At 72.9% G+C, this 16125-nt stretch carries 14 protein-coding genes and 1 pseudogene; 9 read left to right on the top strand and 6 right to left on the bottom strand.

The window, feature by feature from the left end:
* The first annotated feature begins 280 nt into the window (after positions 1 to 280).
* Together IEZ07_RS22275 and IEZ07_RS22280 are read left to right on the top strand one after the other, a co-directional pair.
* Positions 281 to 1564 carry an adenylosuccinate synthase gene (locus IEZ07_RS22275; RefSeq protein WP_191896494.1) on the top strand — a complete coding sequence of 428 codons (1284 nt, stop codon included), beginning with the start codon at positions 281 to 283 and terminating at the stop codon, positions 1562 to 1564.
* Between the two features lie 202 nt (positions 1565 to 1766).
* On the top strand, positions 1767 to 2726 hold the full coding sequence (locus tag IEZ07_RS22280) for a glycerophosphodiester phosphodiesterase family protein (RefSeq protein ID WP_191896495.1): 960 nt from the start codon (positions 1767 to 1769) through the stop codon (positions 2724 to 2726).
* Positions 2727 to 2770: 44 nt separating this feature from the next.
* Here the strand turns inward: IEZ07_RS22280 and corA are convergent, their stop codons facing one another.
* Positions 2771 to 3889 (bottom strand): magnesium/cobalt transporter CorA, encoded by a 1119-nt coding sequence (gene corA, locus IEZ07_RS22285; RefSeq protein WP_068897975.1) that lies wholly within the window; start codon positions 3887 to 3889, stop codon positions 2771 to 2773.
* Positions 3890 to 4244: 355 nt separating this feature from the next.
* On the opposite strand from corA, the gene purD reads away from it, so the two are divergent.
* The 4 genes from purD (at position 4245) to IEZ07_RS22305 (ending at position 9284) form a co-directional block, all read left to right on the top strand.
* Positions 4245 to 5480 carry a phosphoribosylamine--glycine ligase gene (purD, locus tag IEZ07_RS22290; RefSeq protein WP_191896496.1) on the top strand — a complete coding sequence of 412 codons (1236 nt, stop codon included), beginning with the start codon at positions 4245 to 4247 and terminating at the stop codon, positions 5478 to 5480.
* A gap of 69 nt (positions 5481 to 5549) precedes the next feature.
* The gene (locus IEZ07_RS22295; RefSeq protein WP_191896497.1) at positions 5550 to 6386 is read left to right on the top strand and encodes a phosphoribosylaminoimidazolesuccinocarboxamide synthase; all 837 of its coding nucleotides are present in this window, start codon (positions 5550 to 5552) and stop codon (positions 6384 to 6386) included.
* 116 nt (positions 6387 to 6502) lie between these two features.
* Positions 6503 to 7771, top strand: coding sequence for a UDP-N-acetylglucosamine 1-carboxyvinyltransferase (murA, locus tag IEZ07_RS22300; RefSeq protein ID WP_191896498.1), 1269 nt, complete (start codon positions 6503 to 6505; stop codon positions 7769 to 7771).
* Positions 7772 to 8054: 283 nt separating this feature from the next.
* Positions 8055 to 9284, top strand: coding sequence for a GTP cyclohydrolase IIa (locus IEZ07_RS22305; RefSeq protein ID WP_191896545.1), 1230 nt, complete (start codon positions 8055 to 8057; stop codon positions 9282 to 9284).
* 32 nt (positions 9285 to 9316) lie between these two features.
* Here the strand turns inward: IEZ07_RS22305 and IEZ07_RS36335 are convergent, their stop codons facing one another.
* From IEZ07_RS36335 to IEZ07_RS22315, 3 genes and pseudogenes are all read right to left on the bottom strand, one after another.
* Positions 9317 to 10081 carry a site-specific integrase gene (locus tag IEZ07_RS36335; protein WP_373868875.1) on the bottom strand — a complete coding sequence of 255 codons (765 nt, stop codon included), beginning with the start codon at positions 10079 to 10081 and terminating at the stop codon, positions 9317 to 9319.
* Positions 10067 to 11215 (bottom strand): annotated as a pseudogene (locus IEZ07_RS36340) (RNA polymerase sigma factor); the annotation flags it as partial. The pseudogene IEZ07_RS36340 and the gene IEZ07_RS36335, both read right to left, overlap by 15 nt.
* Before the next feature lie 135 nt (positions 11216 to 11350).
* Entirely contained in the window at positions 11351 to 11674 is a 324-nt protein-coding gene (locus IEZ07_RS22315) for a YciI family protein (protein ID WP_191896499.1), read from the bottom strand.
* Between the two features lie 134 nt (positions 11675 to 11808).
* On the opposite strand from IEZ07_RS22315, the gene IEZ07_RS22320 reads away from it, so the two are divergent.
* Positions 11809 to 12477 carry a DUF998 domain-containing protein gene (locus tag IEZ07_RS22320; protein WP_191896500.1) on the top strand — a complete coding sequence of 223 codons (669 nt, stop codon included), beginning with the start codon at positions 11809 to 11811 and terminating at the stop codon, positions 12475 to 12477.
* 55 nt (positions 12478 to 12532) lie between these two features.
* The gene (locus tag IEZ07_RS22325; RefSeq protein ID WP_191896501.1) at positions 12533 to 13483 is read left to right on the top strand and encodes an EamA family transporter; all 951 of its coding nucleotides are present in this window, start codon (positions 12533 to 12535) and stop codon (positions 13481 to 13483) included.
* A gap of 137 nt (positions 13484 to 13620) precedes the next feature.
* Here IEZ07_RS22325 and hisC read toward each other — a convergent pair whose 3' ends face one another.
* Positions 13621 to 14682 (bottom strand): histidinol-phosphate transaminase, encoded by a 1062-nt coding sequence (hisC, locus tag IEZ07_RS22330; RefSeq protein WP_191896502.1) that lies wholly within the window; start codon positions 14680 to 14682, stop codon positions 13621 to 13623.
* An 82-nt stretch (positions 14683 to 14764) separates the two neighbouring features.
* Between hisC and IEZ07_RS22335 the strand changes: the two genes are divergently transcribed.
* Complete coding sequence (locus IEZ07_RS22335) at positions 14765 to 15388, top strand: Uma2 family endonuclease (protein ID WP_239320807.1); 624 nt, start codon at positions 14765 to 14767, stop codon at positions 15386 to 15388.
* A gap of 56 nt (positions 15389 to 15444) precedes the next feature.
* Here IEZ07_RS22335 and IEZ07_RS22340 read toward each other — a convergent pair whose 3' ends face one another.
* A complete protein-coding gene (locus IEZ07_RS22340; RefSeq protein WP_068898346.1) occupies positions 15445 to 16110 on the bottom strand; it encodes an NUDIX hydrolase in 666 nt (221 codons plus the stop codon).
* Positions 16111 to 16125 lie beyond the last annotated feature (15 nt).

Below are 16125 nucleotides of genomic sequence, written 5' to 3' on the forward strand. Positions count from 1 at the left end.
GGCCTGCTCCGGGTCCGGCCCCGCCCGCTCCGGCGCCCGGTCCGGACCCGACGCGGCGCGGCGCGGCGCCTGACCGGACAGGGTCCGCGCCTGATCCGGACCCGGTGCGGCACCCGGCCCGGACCCGGTCCGAACGGGGTCCGCGCCCGGTCCGGACGCGGGGGATCCCCCTCCGGCGGGAGGGGAGATCCCCCTTCCGCGGCCCGTCGGGTATTCTCTCCTCGCAAGAGCCCCTGTCGCGATTGCGCCAGGGGTTTCGTTTTGTGGTGGGAGACTAACGATGCCGGCTGTCGTTCTCTTCGGCGCCCAGTGGGGCGACGAAGGCAAGGGTAAGGCCACCGACCTGCTCGGCGACAAGGTTGACTACGTCGTCAGATATCAGGGCGGGAACAACGCGGGCCACACGGTCGTCATCGGCGACCAGAAGTACGCCCTGCACCTACTGCCGACGGGGGTGCTGTCGCCGAACGTCGTCCCGGTGATCGGCAACGGCGTCGTCATCGACCCGGGCGTGCTGCTGAGCGAGATCGAGGGCCTGGAGGCCCGCGGGGTCTCCTCCGAGCGCCTGCTGATCTCCGCCAACGCGCACCTGATCATGCCCCACCACAAGGCCCTCGACAAGGTCTCCGAGCGCTACCTCGGCAAGGCCCGGATCGGCACGACCGGCCGCGGCATCGGCCCGGCCTACGGCGACAAGATCTACCGGATGGGCATCCGGGTCCAGGACCTGCTCGACCCGGGCATCCTGCAGAAGAAGATCGAGGTCGCCCTCGGCGAGAAGAACCAGATCCTCACCAAGATCTACAACCGCCGGTCGCTCGAACCGGCCAAGGTCCTGGAGGAGTACCTCGGCTACGCCGAGCGCCTCAAGCCGCACATCGCCGACACCTCGCTGATCCTGAGCCGGGCGCTGGACGACGACAAGGTCGTGCTGCTGGAGGGAGGGCAGGGCAACCTGCTCGACATCGACCACGGCACCTACCCGTTCGTCACCTCCTCCTCGCCGACCTCGGGCGGCGCCTGCGCGGGCGCGGGCATCCCGCCGACCCGCATCACCCGGGTGATCGGCATCCTGAAGGCCTACACCACCCGGGTCGGCTCGGGCCCGTTCCCGACCGAGCTCACCGACGAGATGGGCGACTGGCTGCGCACCACCGGCGGCGAGTACGGCGTGACCACCGGCCGCAACCGCCGCTGCGGCTGGTTCGACTCGGTGATCGCCCGCTACGCCACCCGGATCAACGGCGTCACCGACTTCTTCCTCACCAAGCTGGACGTGCTCTCGGGCCTGGAGAAGATCCCGGTCTGCGTGGCCTACGAGGTGGACGGCGTGCGCCACGACGAGATCCCGATGACCCAGACGGACTTCCACCACGCCAAGCCGGTCTACGAGGAGTTCCCCGGCTGGCAGGAGGACATCACGGGCGCCAAGTCCTTCGACGACCTGCCCGCCAACGCCCGGGCCTACGTCAGGGCCCTGGAGGAGATGAGCGGTGCCCCGATCTCCGCCATCGGCGTCGGCCCCGGCCGCACCGAGACCCTCCAGCTCCGCCCGCTGATCTGACCCGTCCCGTACGGCTCCGCCCGCCGATCCGGCCCCGCACCCCGTACGGCTCCGCCCGCCGGCCCGGACCCGTCCCCGTACGGCTCCGCGCCCCGGGCGGAGCCGTACGGCCACCGCGGGAGGGGCGGCCGGGGCGGAGCCGCCGGGAAGAACGCACCCCGGCGGGGAGCCATCCGGGCGCCCCGCTCGGTAGGGTCCCGGTGTGCATGCCGAGATCCACGGTCACCGCGGGGCCCGAGGGCTCCGCCCGGAGAACACGCTGCCCGGGCTCGCCCACGCTCTGGAGCTGGGCGTCGACGCGCTGGAGTTCGACGTCGCGCTGACGGCCGACCGGCGGCTGGTGCTCACCCACGACCTCACCGTCTCCCCGGTGACCAGCGCCGACACCGGCCCGGCCCGGGCGGGTGACCCGCTCTTCCCCTACGTGGGCAGGCCCGTCGGCGCGCTGACGCTGGCGCAGCTGCGCACCCTCGAATGCGGCGTACGGCTGCCGCTCCGCCCCGACGACCGCTTCGCCGCGACGCAGGTCCCGGTGCCGCACACCCGGATGCCGACGCTGGGGGCGGTGCTCGGCCTGGTGGACGCCTACGGCGCCGACGGGGTGCGGCTGCACGTGGAGCTCAAGTCCGACCCGACCCGGCCGGACCTCACCCCCGATCCGCGTGAGTTCACCGAGCTGGTGGTCGCCGAGCTCGACCGGCACGACAGGCTCGGCGGCACGGCGATCCTCAGCTTCGACTGGCGCATCCTGCGGATCGCGCGGGAGCTGGCCCCGGCGGCGCGGCGCTACGCCCTGATCGAGCTGGACACCCTGGAGAGCGTCTGGCTGGACGGCCTGCTCCTTTCGGACTTCGGCGGCGACGTCCCGGCCGCCGCCGCGGCGGCCGGGGGCACCGCGGTCTCGCCCGAGCACGTGATGGTGGACGAGGAGTTCATGCGGCGGGCGGCCGCCGCCGGACTGCCGGTGGTCCCGTGGACCGTCAACGAGCCGGACCGGGCCGCGGCCCTGCTCGACCTCGGCGCGGCCGGGCTCGTCACCGACTACCCCGACCGGATGCGCGCCCTCTGGGCCGGGCGCGGGCTCCCCCTGCCCGCCCCGGTCACCGCGTGCCGCGCCGTCCGGGAGCCGCGCGGAGGACCGTCCCCGGCCCGGACGGCCTGAGAACCGTCCGGGCCGGGAGCGGTGCGGCGGGGCCCCGCCCGGGACTACATCCAGCCGTTGCGGCGGAAACCCCGGTAGAGCAGCGTGCAGGCGATCACCATGACGCCGAGCACGACCGGGTAGCCGAAGACGGAGTCGAGCTCGGGCATGTGATCGAAGTTCATGCCGTAGATCCCGGCGATCATCGTGGGGACGGCCATGATGGCGACCCAGGCGGAGATCTTGCGCATGTCCTCGTTGGCGAGGGCGTTGGAGCGGGCGAGCGCCGCCTGCAGCACCGAGTTGCAGAGCTCGTTGGACGACTCGACCTGCTCGCAGACCCGGGCGAGGTGGTCGACGACGTCGCGGAAGTACTCGCGCATCTCGGAGGGGATCATCCGGCGCTGGGCCAGCGTGGACATCGGCGACTGGAGCGGGGTGACCGCCCGCTTGAGCTCGATCATCTCGCGCTTGAGGTTGTAGATCCGGCTGATGTCCCGGGCGCTGACGTCGGCGAAGACCATGGCCTCCACCTCCTCCAGCTCGGCCTGCATGTCGTCGGCCACGTGCAGGTAGCGGTCCACGACGTGGTCGGCGATGGCGTGCAGCACACCGGTCGGGCCGCGTCCGAGCAGTTTGGGCTTGGCCTCCAGCCGCTCGCGGACCTCCGCCAGCGGGCAGTAGCGGCCGTGCCGCACGGTCACCACGAAGTCGGGGCCGACGAAGGCCATGATCTCGCCGGTGCCGATGATCTCGCTGGTCGCGGTCAGCTCCGGGTGCTCCAGGTAGGCGACGGTCTTGAGCACCACGAAGAGCGAGTCGTCGTAGCGTTCGACCTTGGGCCGCTGGTGAGCCTTGACGGCGTCCTCGACGGCGAGGGGATGGAGGTCGAAGACCTCGGCCAGCCACTCGACCTCGGGGGCGTCGGGCTCGTGCAGCCCGACCCAGACGAAGGCGTCGGCCTTCTCCTGGGCGGCGTTGTGCGCGCGGACGAGCTCCAGGGCGTCCGGGATGCCGAGGGCCTCGATCCGCCTGCCGCCGACGTAGGCGGCGTACTCGACGAGGGAGTCGCTCGGCGGGACGCAGGTGCCGTTCAAGCGGTCACGGACCGGGACGGAGGGAGCGTGGGGCGCACGGACCGTGCGTACGTGCCGAATGCGGGGAAAAAGGAGCGAAGAACGCATGACATGCCTTTCCCGCCCGACCTGACACCATCCACGCGCGAAGCGATGTCACCTCAGTTCAAACGAAATGCGCGCGAGGCAGATCGGGCACCGATTGAAGAAATGGTCGAGATTGCGCACGACCCCGTGCGCGAGCACGTACTGCTGGGATCGCCAGAGGACATCCCGAACCACCTCCAATCGGTAAGAGACATGCAAAGCCGCCCAAATCTACCACAGGACGGGGGAACGACCTCCACCCTACCCCCGCCTTCATGAACGATCAGGCGCGACCCGGGAATCCCCGCCGCCCGCACCGCTCCGTCCACAGCCTGTGGACGGAGTGACGGGCGCCGGGGCCGATAGGCTCTCGCGCGTGCGCGTTCTTGTGATTGGATCCGGCGGGCGTGAGCATGCCCTGTGCCGGTCGTTGACAGCAGACCCCCAGGTCGCCGAGGTCCACTGTGCTCCCGGAAACGCGGGCATCGCGCAGGTCGCGACCCTGCACCCGGTGGCGCCGGCCGACCCGGCCGCCGTCGCCGGGCTGGCGGTGGAACTGGGGGCGGACCTGGTCGTGATCGGCCCCGAGGCCCCGCTGGTCGCCGGCGTCGCCGACGCGGTACGGCAGGCGGGCATCCCCTGCTTCGGCCCGTCCGCGCAGGCCGCGCGGATCGAGGGCTCCAAGGCCTTCGCCAAGGAGGTCATGGCCGCCGCGGGCGTGCCCACCGCCCGCTCCCGCACCTGCGCGACCCCCGAGGAGGCCGCCGCGGCCCTCGCGGAGTTCGGCGCGCCGTACGTGGTCAAGGACGACGGGCTGGCCGCCGGCAAGGGCGTGGTGGTCACCGGCGACCTCGACGAGGCGCTCCGGCACGCCGCCGCCTGCGGGCGGGTCGTCATCGAGGAGTTCCTCGACGGCCCCGAGGTCTCGCTCTTCGCGCTCTGCGACGGCACCACGGCCGTGCCGCTGATGCCCGCCCAGGACCACAAGCGGGCCTACGACGGCGACGCCGGTCCCAACACCGGCGGCATGGGCGCCTACACGCCGCTGCCGTGGGCCCCGCAGGACCTGGCCGAGCGGGTCATGGCCGAGACGGTCATCCCGACGGTGACCGAGCTGGCCCGGCGCGGCACGCCGTACACCGGGGTGCTCTTCGTCGGCCTGGCGCTGACCGCCGGCGGCCCGAAGGTGATCGAGTTCAACGCGCGGTTCGGCGATCCGGAGACCCAGGTCGTGCTGGACCGGCTGGAGACGCCGCTCGCCGGGCTGCTGCTCGCCTGCGCGACCGGCACGCTGGAGGCGTTCGGCCCCCTGTCCTACCGCGGCGGCGCGGCGGTGACCGTGGTGGTCGCGGCGGAGGGCTACCCGGCCGACCCGGTCAAGGGCGACGTGATCGAGGGCCTCGACGAGAAGGTCGAGGGCGCCTACGTCCTGCACGCCGGCACGGCCGCCGGCGCCGACGGCCGGGTCGTCTCGGCCGGCGGGCGCGTGCTCAGCGTGGTCGGCACCGGCCCCGACGTCGCCGCGGCCCGCGCCGCCGCCTACGAGCTGGTCGGCCGCATCCAGTTGCGCGGCTCCCACCACCGCACCGACATCGCCGCCCAGGCCCTGTAGGACCGCGGGACCCCTCTTCCGGGTTCCCCGGGCGAGGGGTCCCGCACGCCCTCCTGGCAGACTTGGGCCGTGAAGCACCTGCACTCCGGCAAGGTCCGCGACCTCTACCAGACCGAAGAGGGTCTGCTGCTGATGGTCGCCTCGGACCGCATCTCGGCCTTCGACCACGTCCTGACCCCCGACATCCCGGACAAGGGCACGATCCTCACCCGGATGTCGCTGTGGTGGTTCGAGCAGCTCGCCGACGTCGTGCCGAACCACGTCGTCGCCCCCGGCCCCGACGGGCGGAGCGTGCTGTGCCGCCCGCTGCGCATGGTGCCGGTGGAGTGCGTCGCGCGGGGCCACCTGACCGGCTCGGGCCTGATCGACTACCGGCGCGACGGCGAGGTCTCCGGGATCCGGCTGGAGCCCGGCCTGGTGGACGGGTCCCGGCTCCCCGAGCCGGTCTTCACCCCCTCCACCAAGGCGCCCGTCGGCGAGCACGACGAGCCGATCAGCTTCGAGCGGGTCGTCGCCGAGGTCGGCGCGGACGTGGCCGCCGAACTGCGCCGGATCACGCTGGAGGTCTACCGGCGCGGCGCGCAGATCGCCCTGGAGCGCGGCATCATCCTGGCCGACACGAAGATCGAGCTCGGCTGGGACGCCGACGGCGTGCTGACCCTCGGCGACGAGGTCCTGACCCCCGACTCCTCCCGCTTCTGGCCCCTCGACCAGTGGGAGCCCGGCCGCTCGCAGCCGTCCTTCGACAAGCAGTACGTCCGCGACTGGCTCACCTCCCCGGCCTCCGGCTGGGACCGCGCCTCCGGCGAGGCCCCGCCGCCGCTCCCGGAGGAGGTGGTCGAGCGGACCCGTGCCCGTTACGTGGAGGCTTACGAGAAACTGACTGGCCGACCTTTCACGGGGTAGTGCCTCGGCGAAGTGACCGGGCAAGGAGTGGCCACCGGCTACTGTTGGGCCGACACTCCGGCTGCCGTCCCCCCGGCGCACGAGTCACACCTCCCCACCTGCAAGGAGCAAGACGCATGGTCCGTTACCGTGTGCGCGGTGGCAACGCGCTGCGTGGAACCGCATTCATCCAGGGCGCGAAGAACGCCGTTCTGCCGATGATCGGCGCGGCACTGCTCGCGGCCAAGGGCCGCACGGTGCTGCGCAACGTCCCCATCATCGAAGACGTCCGCCGGGCGGTGGAGCTGGCCGAGGCCATCGGCGCCAAGGTCGAGCTGCACGAGGCCGAGCGCACGCTGGTGATCGACGCCTCCCGGCTGACCAGCCCGGTGCTGCCCGCGGAGATCGCCCGGCGCTTCCGCGGCTCGGTGCTGTTCGTCCCCGCGCTGCTGCACCGCCTCGGCGAGGCGGTCATCGAGGGCGTGGGCGGCTGCAACCTGGGCAGCCGCAACCTCGACTTCCACTACCTGGGCTACAAGCGCCTGGGTGCGGCCGTGGAGGAGGAGGACACCGTCATCCGCGTCAAGAGCGGCGGGTTCACCGGCGCCAAGCTGTATCTCGACACCCCCTCGCACACCGGCACCGAGAACCTCATCATGGCGGCCGCCCTCGGGCGCGGCACCACCGTGATCGAGAACGCCGCGCTGGAGCCCGAGGTCCTCGACGTCATCGAGATGCTGACCCGGATGGGCGCGAAGATCAGCGGCGGCGGCACCGGGTTCATCACCGTGGAGGGCGTGGAGGAGCTCCAGGCCGTCGAGCACACCGTGATGCCCGACCGGCTCGACGCGGGCGTGTTCGCCATGGCCGCGGCCATCACCGGCGGCGAGGTCAACCTGGTCGGCGCCGACCTGGACCACCTCGGCGTGGTCCGCTACAAGCTGGAGCAGATGGGGGTGGAGTTCGCCGACCACGGCGCGGTGCTCCACGTGCGCCGGGACCGCCCGCTGCGCCCGATCAACGTGATCACCGACACCTACCCGGGGTTCGCCACCGACCTGCAGTCGCCGATCATGACGGTCGCCTGCCTCGCCGACGGCGCCAGCTACATCCACGAGCGCATCTTCGACGGCCGGTTCGCGCTGGCCAGCGAGCTCAACAAGATGGGCGCGGACATCGAGGTGACGGAGAACCGCGCCGTCGTGCACGGCGCCACCCCGCTGAAGGGCACGCAGGTGACCGCGCACGACCTCCGCTCGGGAATCGCGCTCGTTCTCGCCGGCCTCGCCGCCGAGGGGGAAACGGTCATCGAGTCCGGCTATCTCATCGACCGCGGCCACTCATATCTGGCCGAGCGCATGCAGGCCCTGGGCGCGGATGTGGTGCAGGAGATTTCACCGTCATAATCGGCGGGTTTCAACCACTCTATAACCATCTTGACCTGTACGAATAGGACGAGTTAAGGCTTTAGCACCACGGGTTGTCCTCAGGCGGACACTAAATCGGGCGTGACATTACGGTCCCGACGAGCGATCGTTCCAAAAGAGAGCCGAAAACAAACGGACGGCATGATGGGAACGAACATTGGTCGAGCGGGCCGAAGAAGCTCCACGAGTGTCACGCACGGGTGCCCTGACACCGGATCTCACCATCGGTGTGGTGGGCCCCCACGACCTCGTCGAACGAGTGATGTTGATGGGCCACGCGGCGGCTCCCCTGCCCTGCCGCCTCGTGGCCGCCGCCTACCGGGACGAGCAGGAGGCGCCTGACAAGGTCACCCGTCTGGGGGCCGGGGTGGACGCCTGTCTGTTCGCCAGCCCGATCCCCTACGACCTGGCCCGGCGGTCGGGAGCGCTGACGATGCCGGCGACGTACGTCCAGCTCGGCGGGGCCGCGCTGATCGCCGCGCTGGGCCGGGCCGTGATGGACGAGCGGATCGACCCGCGCCGGGTCAGCGTGGACGTGCTGAGCCGGGCGGACGTCGAGGAGGCCTACGCCGATCTGGGCCTGCCCAGCGGCGGGGTGCAGAGCCGCGACGAGCCGGGCGCCACGGGCACGATCGCGGCCTTCCACGAGCGCCTGGCGCGGCAGGGGAGCACCACCGGGGCGCTGACCTGCCTGCCGGCCGTCGCCGAGCGCCTGCAGGCGGCGGACGTCCCGGTGGTCCGGGTCCGCCCGACCTCCGCCGCCGTCCGGACGGCGCTGCACACCGCGGCGCTGCTCGGCGCCCACCACCGGCTGGAGGAGTCGCAGCTGACCGTGGTCCTGGTCGAGGTCCCCACCCTCCGCGAGCCGGTACGGCGGGCCGCGCCCCGCCACTGGCGCGACGAACTGCGCCTGTCGCTCCACCGGCTGCTGGTGCAGGAGGCCAACCGGATCAACGCGACGGTGACGGCGATCGACGACCACAGTTACATGGTCACCGCGACCCGCGGTTCGGTGTCCGCCGCGACCGAGGGCTTCCGGGTGCTCCCGTTCGCCGCGCGGGTCCGCGACGAGCTCGGGCTGGCCGTGGAGGTCGGCGTCGGCATGGGCCGTACGACCCACGACGCCGAGGCCCACGCCCGGGCGGCGCTGGCCCGCACCCAGACGGGCAAGCAGGTCCAGGGCTTCGCGGTGGACCGCGAGGGCCGGGCGCTGGTCCCCGCCCCCAGGACGCCCCTGCACGGCGGCACGGCCAAACCCAAGGGCGTGGAGGTGCTGGCCCGGCTGGCCGCCAAGCTGGAGAACGGGGACACGGTGGTGGACGCCGAGGGCGCGGGCAAGATGCTCGGCGTCACCTCGCGTACGGCACGGCGGTTGCTGCGCACGCTGGTGGACGAGGGACTCGCGTGGCCGCTCCCGCCGAACCGCACCCCGCAGCCGGGACGGCCCCGCCAGCTCTACCGCCTGATCGTGGAGAAGCTCGGCGCCCGTTAGGAGACCCCCTCCGGGCGGCGGCTCCCGGCGGATCAGGTGGGATACCTGAGCCGCCGGAGGGTGTAGCCGTCGCCCGCCGGGTCCAGAGACCTGGTGGCCTGCTTGAAGAGATACTCGGCCCGCTCGTAGGACAGGCGGCGGCGGCCCGTCTCCGGGCACAGGTCGGCCTGCGCCGGCACCCGGGACGGCCCGGGCCGCCGGTCGGTGAGGAAGAGGGGGCCCCGGGTCCGGCCCGCCACAAGATCGGGGAGGAGCCGGGCGGTCCCGGACCGCCAGCTCACCCAGGAGCCGCCCGCGCGGGCCCGGCGGTCGTCCAGATCCAGGTCTTCGACGTTCAGGGACAGAACGGCCGTCACCCCGGCCGCGGACTCGTGCAGGAGCCGCCACAGGGTCCGTTCGCGCAGCGGCAGATCGAGGCGGTCCCAGAGCACTTCCAGCTGTGCCGGGCCGATGCCCCGCGTCCGGGGGCGGGTCTCGGCACGCCGGTCGAGACCCGCCGCGAGATGCTCCATGGACGCCCAGGCGCCGAACGACCGGACCGCCGACCGGTGCCGGTTCCACGTCGCGGCCGCCGCCTCGCCCCAGGCCGCGTTGAACGCCCGTGCCACGTGGTCGGCGGTCAGGGAGGCCAGGGGCGTCCGGTCGCCCACGGCCAGGCGGAGGCGCCGCAGCGTCTGCCCGTACGAGCGGACCGTCCCGGCGTCCAGCCCACCGCGTTCCAGGAACTCCCGGGCGGCCTGCCCGAGAGTGGGCCCGGAGGCGGCGGGAACGGGGATCTCCGCTGCCCGGCGGTGCAGGAAGGCGTGCTCGGCGACGTTCCCGGCGAGGGACGCGGCCCGCTCGAACTCCAGTCTCGCCTCCTCGAGCCGCCCCAGCCGGGCCAGGAGGTCGCCCCGGACGCTCGGCAGCAGGTGGTAGTCCCGCAGCGCGGGATCACCGGTCAGGGAGTCGACCAGAGCGAGCCCCGCCGCCGGCCCGTGCGCCATCCCGAGCGCCACGGCCCGGTTGAGCTGCACGACCGGCGTCGGCAGCAGCCGCGCCAGCGCTCCGTACAGAGCCGCGATCCGCGCCCAGTCGGTCTCCTCCGCGCTCCGCGCCTGCGCGTGGCACACGGCGATCGCCGCCTGCAGCACGTACGGGCCGGGCGGGCCGCCGATCTCCCGCGCGCGCAGCATCGCGGTGAAGCCGCGGCGGATGAGCAGCCGGTCCCAGCGCCCCCGGTTCTGCTCGTGAAGCAGGACGGGTTCGCCCGAGGGCCCGGTGCGCGCGGCGGAGCGGGACGCCTGGAGCTCCATGAGCGCGACCAGCCCGTGCACCTCCGCCTCGTGCGGCGCCAGCCCCGCCAGCAGCCGGCCCAGCCTCAGCGCCTCCAGGCAGAGCTCCGGCCGGGTCAGATCGTCCCCGGACGTCGCCGAGTATCCCTCGTTGAAGATGAGATAGACGACCTCGAGCACCGACGACAGGCGCGCGGCCAGTTCCGGGCCGCCGGGCAGCTCGAACGGCACCCGCTCCTCGGCCAGCGTCCGCTTCGCCGCGGCGATGCGCCGGACGATCTGCGACTCTCCGACGAGGAACGCCCGGGCGATCTCCTCGGTCGTCAGGCCGCCGAGGAGCCTGAGCGTCAGCGCGACCCGTGCCTCGGTCGGCAGAACCGGGTGGCAGGAGACGAACATCAGCCGCAGGACGTCGTCCTGCTCGGTGTCCCCTCCGGAGCCGTGCTCCCGGTCCTGCCGTTCCAGCTCGCAGGCGAGCCGCCCCTGCCCGTGCTCGAGCCGCCGGGAGCGCCGGATGTGGTCGACGGCGCGGCGTTTGGCGACGGCCGTCAGCCAGGCGCCGGGGTTGTCCGGAACACCCGACGCGGGCCACTGTTCGAGAGCGGAGACGAGCGCGTCCTGGGCCAGTTCCTCGGCGAGACCGACATCGTGCACCATCCGCGTGAGCCCGGCGATGATCCTGGCCGCCTGGAGCTTCCAGACCGCGTCGATCGTGCGATGGACGTCCGTCACGGCACGATGACAGCACCGCCCCGGCCCCGTCCGCAAGCCGGGGCCGCGCGGTCCGGCCGGTCAGGAGCCGAAGACCTGCTGGATCACGCTCTCCCCGTCGCCGACGATCCTGCGGAAGCGGCGGGCCACCTCGATCGCCTCCTCCCTGGAGCGGACCTCGACCAGCGCGAAGCCCGCCACGGCCTCCTTGGCCTCGGCGAACGGCCCGTCGGTCACTGTGATCCCGTCACCGGAGGACGTCACGCGGATGCCGCCCGGTTCCAGGCCGCCGGTGGCCAGCAGGACGCCCGCCGTGGTCAGTTCCTCGACGAACTCGGCCATCGCGGCGTACAGCTTCTCGTCGGGAGCGGTGCCGGACGCCTTGGTGGTCATCAGATAGCGCATGGGCTCTTCCTTCTCTCCGTTGTCGTGCCCATGCGTCGATCTCGCGATGTGACACGGAACGGCGGCATTCCCTGTCACATCGCGAGATCGACGCATGGTCGAGAACCGAAGAAGGATCCCGGAAAGGCACGACCATGACCACCGTCCAGTTCCCGTCCGCCCCGGCCGCCACCGCCACCTCTGCCACCACCCGCTCCCTGCTCGCCTGCGCGATCGCCGCCGCCCCCCTGTGGACGGTCGTCTCCCTGGCCCAGGCCGCCACCCGCGAGGGCTTCGACCTGACCCGCCACCCGCTGAGCGCGCTGAGCAACGGCTCCCTGGGCTGGTTGCAGATCCTCAACTTCCTGGTCGCCGGCGCACTGACCGTCGCCGGGGCGAGCGGCCTGCGCCGGGCCGTGCGCGGCACCCCCGGAGGCACGTGGGCGCCACGGCTGGTCCGGATCAACGGATTCGGCATGATCGCAGCGGGGATCTTCGTCATGGACCCGGGTGGCGGCTTCCCCGCCGGCGCCCCCCACGGGATGCCCGCGACGCTCACCTGGCACGGCTACGGCCACCTGGCCGCCGGCTCGGTCGCCTTCACCGCCCTGATCGCCGCCTGCTACGTCCTGGGCCGCCACTTCGGCCGTGCCGGGCACCGCGGCCACGCCGTCGCCTCCCGCATCGCCGGCACCGCCCTGCTGGTCGGCAACGGCTGGTCCATGAGCGGCGGCACGGCCGGGTCCCTGACCCTGGCCGTCGGAGCCGTCACCGCGATGCTCTGGGTCTCCACGGTCGCCGCCCGGTACCGCCGCGGCCTCTGATCCCGTCCGGCCGCCACGAGCGTTCTGTCGCCCGCTACCGGTATCGTCATGTGCCATGAGTCCAGACGCTGCTGACAAGCGCACATCACTTCTCGTCTGGGGCGCGCTGGCGATCGTCTACGTCGTCTGGGGCTCCACCTACCTGGCCATCATGATCGTCATCGAGACGGTCCCCCCGCTGCTCAGCGGCGCCATGCGGTTCACCGTGGCCGCGCTGGTCCTGGCCGCCGCGATCCTGGCCCTGCGCGGCCGGGAGGCCTTCCGGATGACCGCCCGCGAGGCGGGGGGCGCGGCGCTCGTGGGCTTCCTCCTGCTGACCGGAGGGAACGGCATGGTGGCGCTGGCCGAGCAGCACATCTCCAGCGGGCTGGCGGCCCTGCTGGTGGCCTCGGTCCCGCTCTGGCTGGTGGTCCTGCGGATCATCGCCCGGGACCGGCCGCGGGTGCTCACGCTGACCGGCGTGCTCATCGGGTTCGGCGGGGTCGCCGGGCTCTCCCTGGCCGGCGGGGACGCCGCCTCGGACGGCGCGGGCATCGTGATCATCCTGCTCGCGTCCGTCTCGTGGTCGGTCGGGTCGTTCCTGTCCGCCCGGATCCCGATGCCCGCCAACCCCTTCTCCGCGAGCGCGGTCGAGATGGCGGCGGGCGGCGCCGGGCTGCTGCTGACCGGCCTGACGCTGGGCGAGCGCCTGGACCCGGCCGCCGTCTCCGGGCGGTCCTGGACCGCGCTGGCCTACCTGGTCGTGATGGGGTCGCTGGTCGCCTTCACGTCGTACGTGTGGCTGCTGGGCAACGCGCCCATCTCCCTGGTCTCCACCTACGCCTACGTCAACCCGGTCGTGGCGGTCGCCCTGGGCGCGCTGGTGCTGAGCGAGCCGGTGACCGGTTCGATGGTCGCCGCCGGTCTGGTGATCGTCGTCGGCGTCGCGCTGGTCGTCTCCACCGAGCGGCGCGGCAGGCGGGCCGTCCCGGAGCAGGAGGCCGAGCCGGAGCCCGCGACCGCGTAGGCCTTCGGGCGGACGGATCCGAGGGGCGGACGGGTCCTGGTCACGGCGGGAAGCCGGTCCGGGAACGGCCCCTCCCGGCCAGGTCGGGCGCCGGGCCCGGAGGCGGCGTCGTCCGCCGCGCCGGGCCCGGGACGCCGTCAGGCGTTCCTGAAGGCCGCGGCGGCGGCCAGGAAGGTGTCGTTGGCCTCGGGCGTGCCGATGGAGATCCGCGCCCCCTCGCCCGCGAAGGGACGCACGGCCACCCCCTCGGCCGCGCACGCCTGCGCGAAGTCGAGCGTGCGCCCGCCCAGCCGGAGCCAGACGAAGTTGGCCTCGGTGACGGGCACCGTCCAGCCCTGCGCGAGGAGCTCATCGCGGACGCGGGTGCGCTCCTTCACCACCGCGTCGACCCGCTCCAGCAGCTCGTCCTCGGCCGCGAGGGACGCGACGGCGGCGGCCTGGGCGAGGTGGTTGACCGCGAAGGGAACCATCGTCTTGCGCACGGCAGCCGCCACCGGCTCGTTCGCGATCAGGTAGCCCACCCGCAGGCCCGCCAGGCCGTACGCCTTGGAGAAGGTGCGCAGCACGGCCACGTTGGGCCGCTCGCGGTAGACCGTGAGGCCGTCGGTCACGTCGGCGTCCCTGACGTACTCCCGGTAGGCCTCGTCCAGCACGACCAGCACGTCCTCCGGCACCCGGTCCAGGAACGCCGCCAGCTCGCCCGAGCGCACGACCGTGCCGGTGGGGTTGTTCGGGTTGCAGACGAAGACCATGCGGGTGGCGGGGGTGATCGCCTCGGCCATCGCCTCCAGGTGATGGGTCTCATCGGCCAGCGGGACCCGGACCGAGGTCGCCCCGGCCAGGTCGGCCAGGAGCGGGTAGGCCTCGAACGAGCGCCAGGCGTAGACCACCTCGGCGCCCGGCTCGCTCACCGTCTCGAAGAGCTGCTGGGCCACGGTGACCGAGCCCGCGCCGAGCGCGACGTGCTCGGGCGGCACGCCGTACCGCTCGGCGAGCGCCTCGGTGAGGGCGGTCGCCGCGGGGTCGGGATAGCGGTGGATCTCCGCCGCGGCCCGTGCGACCGCCTCGACCACCGAAGGCAGCGGGTCGTAGGGGGATTCGTTGGACGAGAGCTTGTAGGACCGGCCGTCGGGGGAGACCACGGCCTTGCCCGCCCTGTAGGGGGGCATCGTGTCCAGGATCGCGCGGAAACGAGGCATGGCCTTACCTTATGAGGAGCGGACGGATGGGGCATCATCCTGCGAGACTGGAGGCACGAGCATGCCCGACCGGGAGGACGACATGAGCGCCGCACCGCTGTCCGAGACCGGGCTCCGCCCGGAGCCTTCGGTGTGGGATCCTCTGCCCGACTGGGTCCTCCCGCCGCGGGGCGGCTTCACCGCCGACGACCTGGACCGGCTTCCCGGGATCCCCCCGCACACCGAGCTCATCGATGGCACTCTCGTCTTCGTGAGCCCCCAGACCAACTTCCACATGTCGACGCTCTTCCTCCTGGAGAGCGGCTTGCGGCGTGCGGTCCCCCGCGACCTGGCGGTCCGCCGCGAGATGACCGTGACGCTGGGGCGGCGGCAGCGGCCCGAGCCCGACCTCCTGGTCGTGCGCGCCGACGCCGTCCGGGGGGCGCGGCAGACCACATATGAGCCGCAGGACGTCGTGCTCGCCGTCGAGGTCGTCTCCGCCGAGTCGGAGATCCGCGACCGCGAGCGCAAGCCCCGGCTCTACGCGGAGAGCGGCATCCCCCACTTCTGGCTCGTGGAGAACGACGGCGACCGGCCCGTGGTGCACGTCTACGAGCTGGACGCCGCGACCAGGGTCTACGTCGCCACCGGGATCCATCGCAGCAGGCTCAAGCTCGACGCGCCCTTCCCCATCGACGTCGACCTGACGGAGATCGACCGGTTCTGACTCCGGCGGCGGCCGGGTGCGGCCGCGGACGCCGCCCGGCTCCCCCGGGCTCCGGGTCAGTCCTTGAGCGAGCGGAGCATCGGCGGGTGGAGGTTCTCCGCCGGGCCCCGGCGGTAGAGCTTGGCGGGGCGGCCGCCGTCGCGGGTGGTGGTCCGGCCGGTGGGGATCAGGAAGCCCTCGGCCTTGGTGACCTTGCGATGGAAGTTGCGCGGGTCCAGCGGCCGGCCCCAGACGATCTCGTAGACCCGGCGCAGGTCCGCGACCGTGAACTCCGGCGGGCAGAAGGCCGCCCCCAGCGAGCTGTACTCCAGCTTGGCGCGGGCCCGCTCGACGCCGTCGACCATGATGCGCCGGTGGTCGAAGGCCATCGAGGTCAGCGCGGCGACCGGCTGCCAGCTCATGTGCGCCTCGGTGGAGGCGGGCAGGTCGGGGGCGAGCCCGAGGTAGGCGACGCTCAGCACCCGCTGGCGAGGGTCGCGGTCGGGATAGCCGTAGGTCTGCAGCTGCTCCAGGTGGACCGGGGCGCCCGGCAGGCCGGCCCGTTCGGCGAGCACGCGGGCCGCGGCGGCGGGCAGGTCCTCGTCGAGCTGGATGAAGCCGCCCGACAGCGCCCAGTGCCCCTCGTACGGCGGCCGGTCCCGCCGCCAGACGAGCGCGCTCAGCGCCTGGCAGCGCACCGTGAGCACGACCAGGTCCACGCTGACGGGAATGCGGGGCACCACCACGGCAGGCACGTT

Source organism: Planomonospora parontospora, assembly GCA_014647935.1.
GTDB lineage: Bacteria > Actinomycetota > Actinomycetes > Streptosporangiales > Streptosporangiaceae > Planomonospora > Planomonospora parontospora.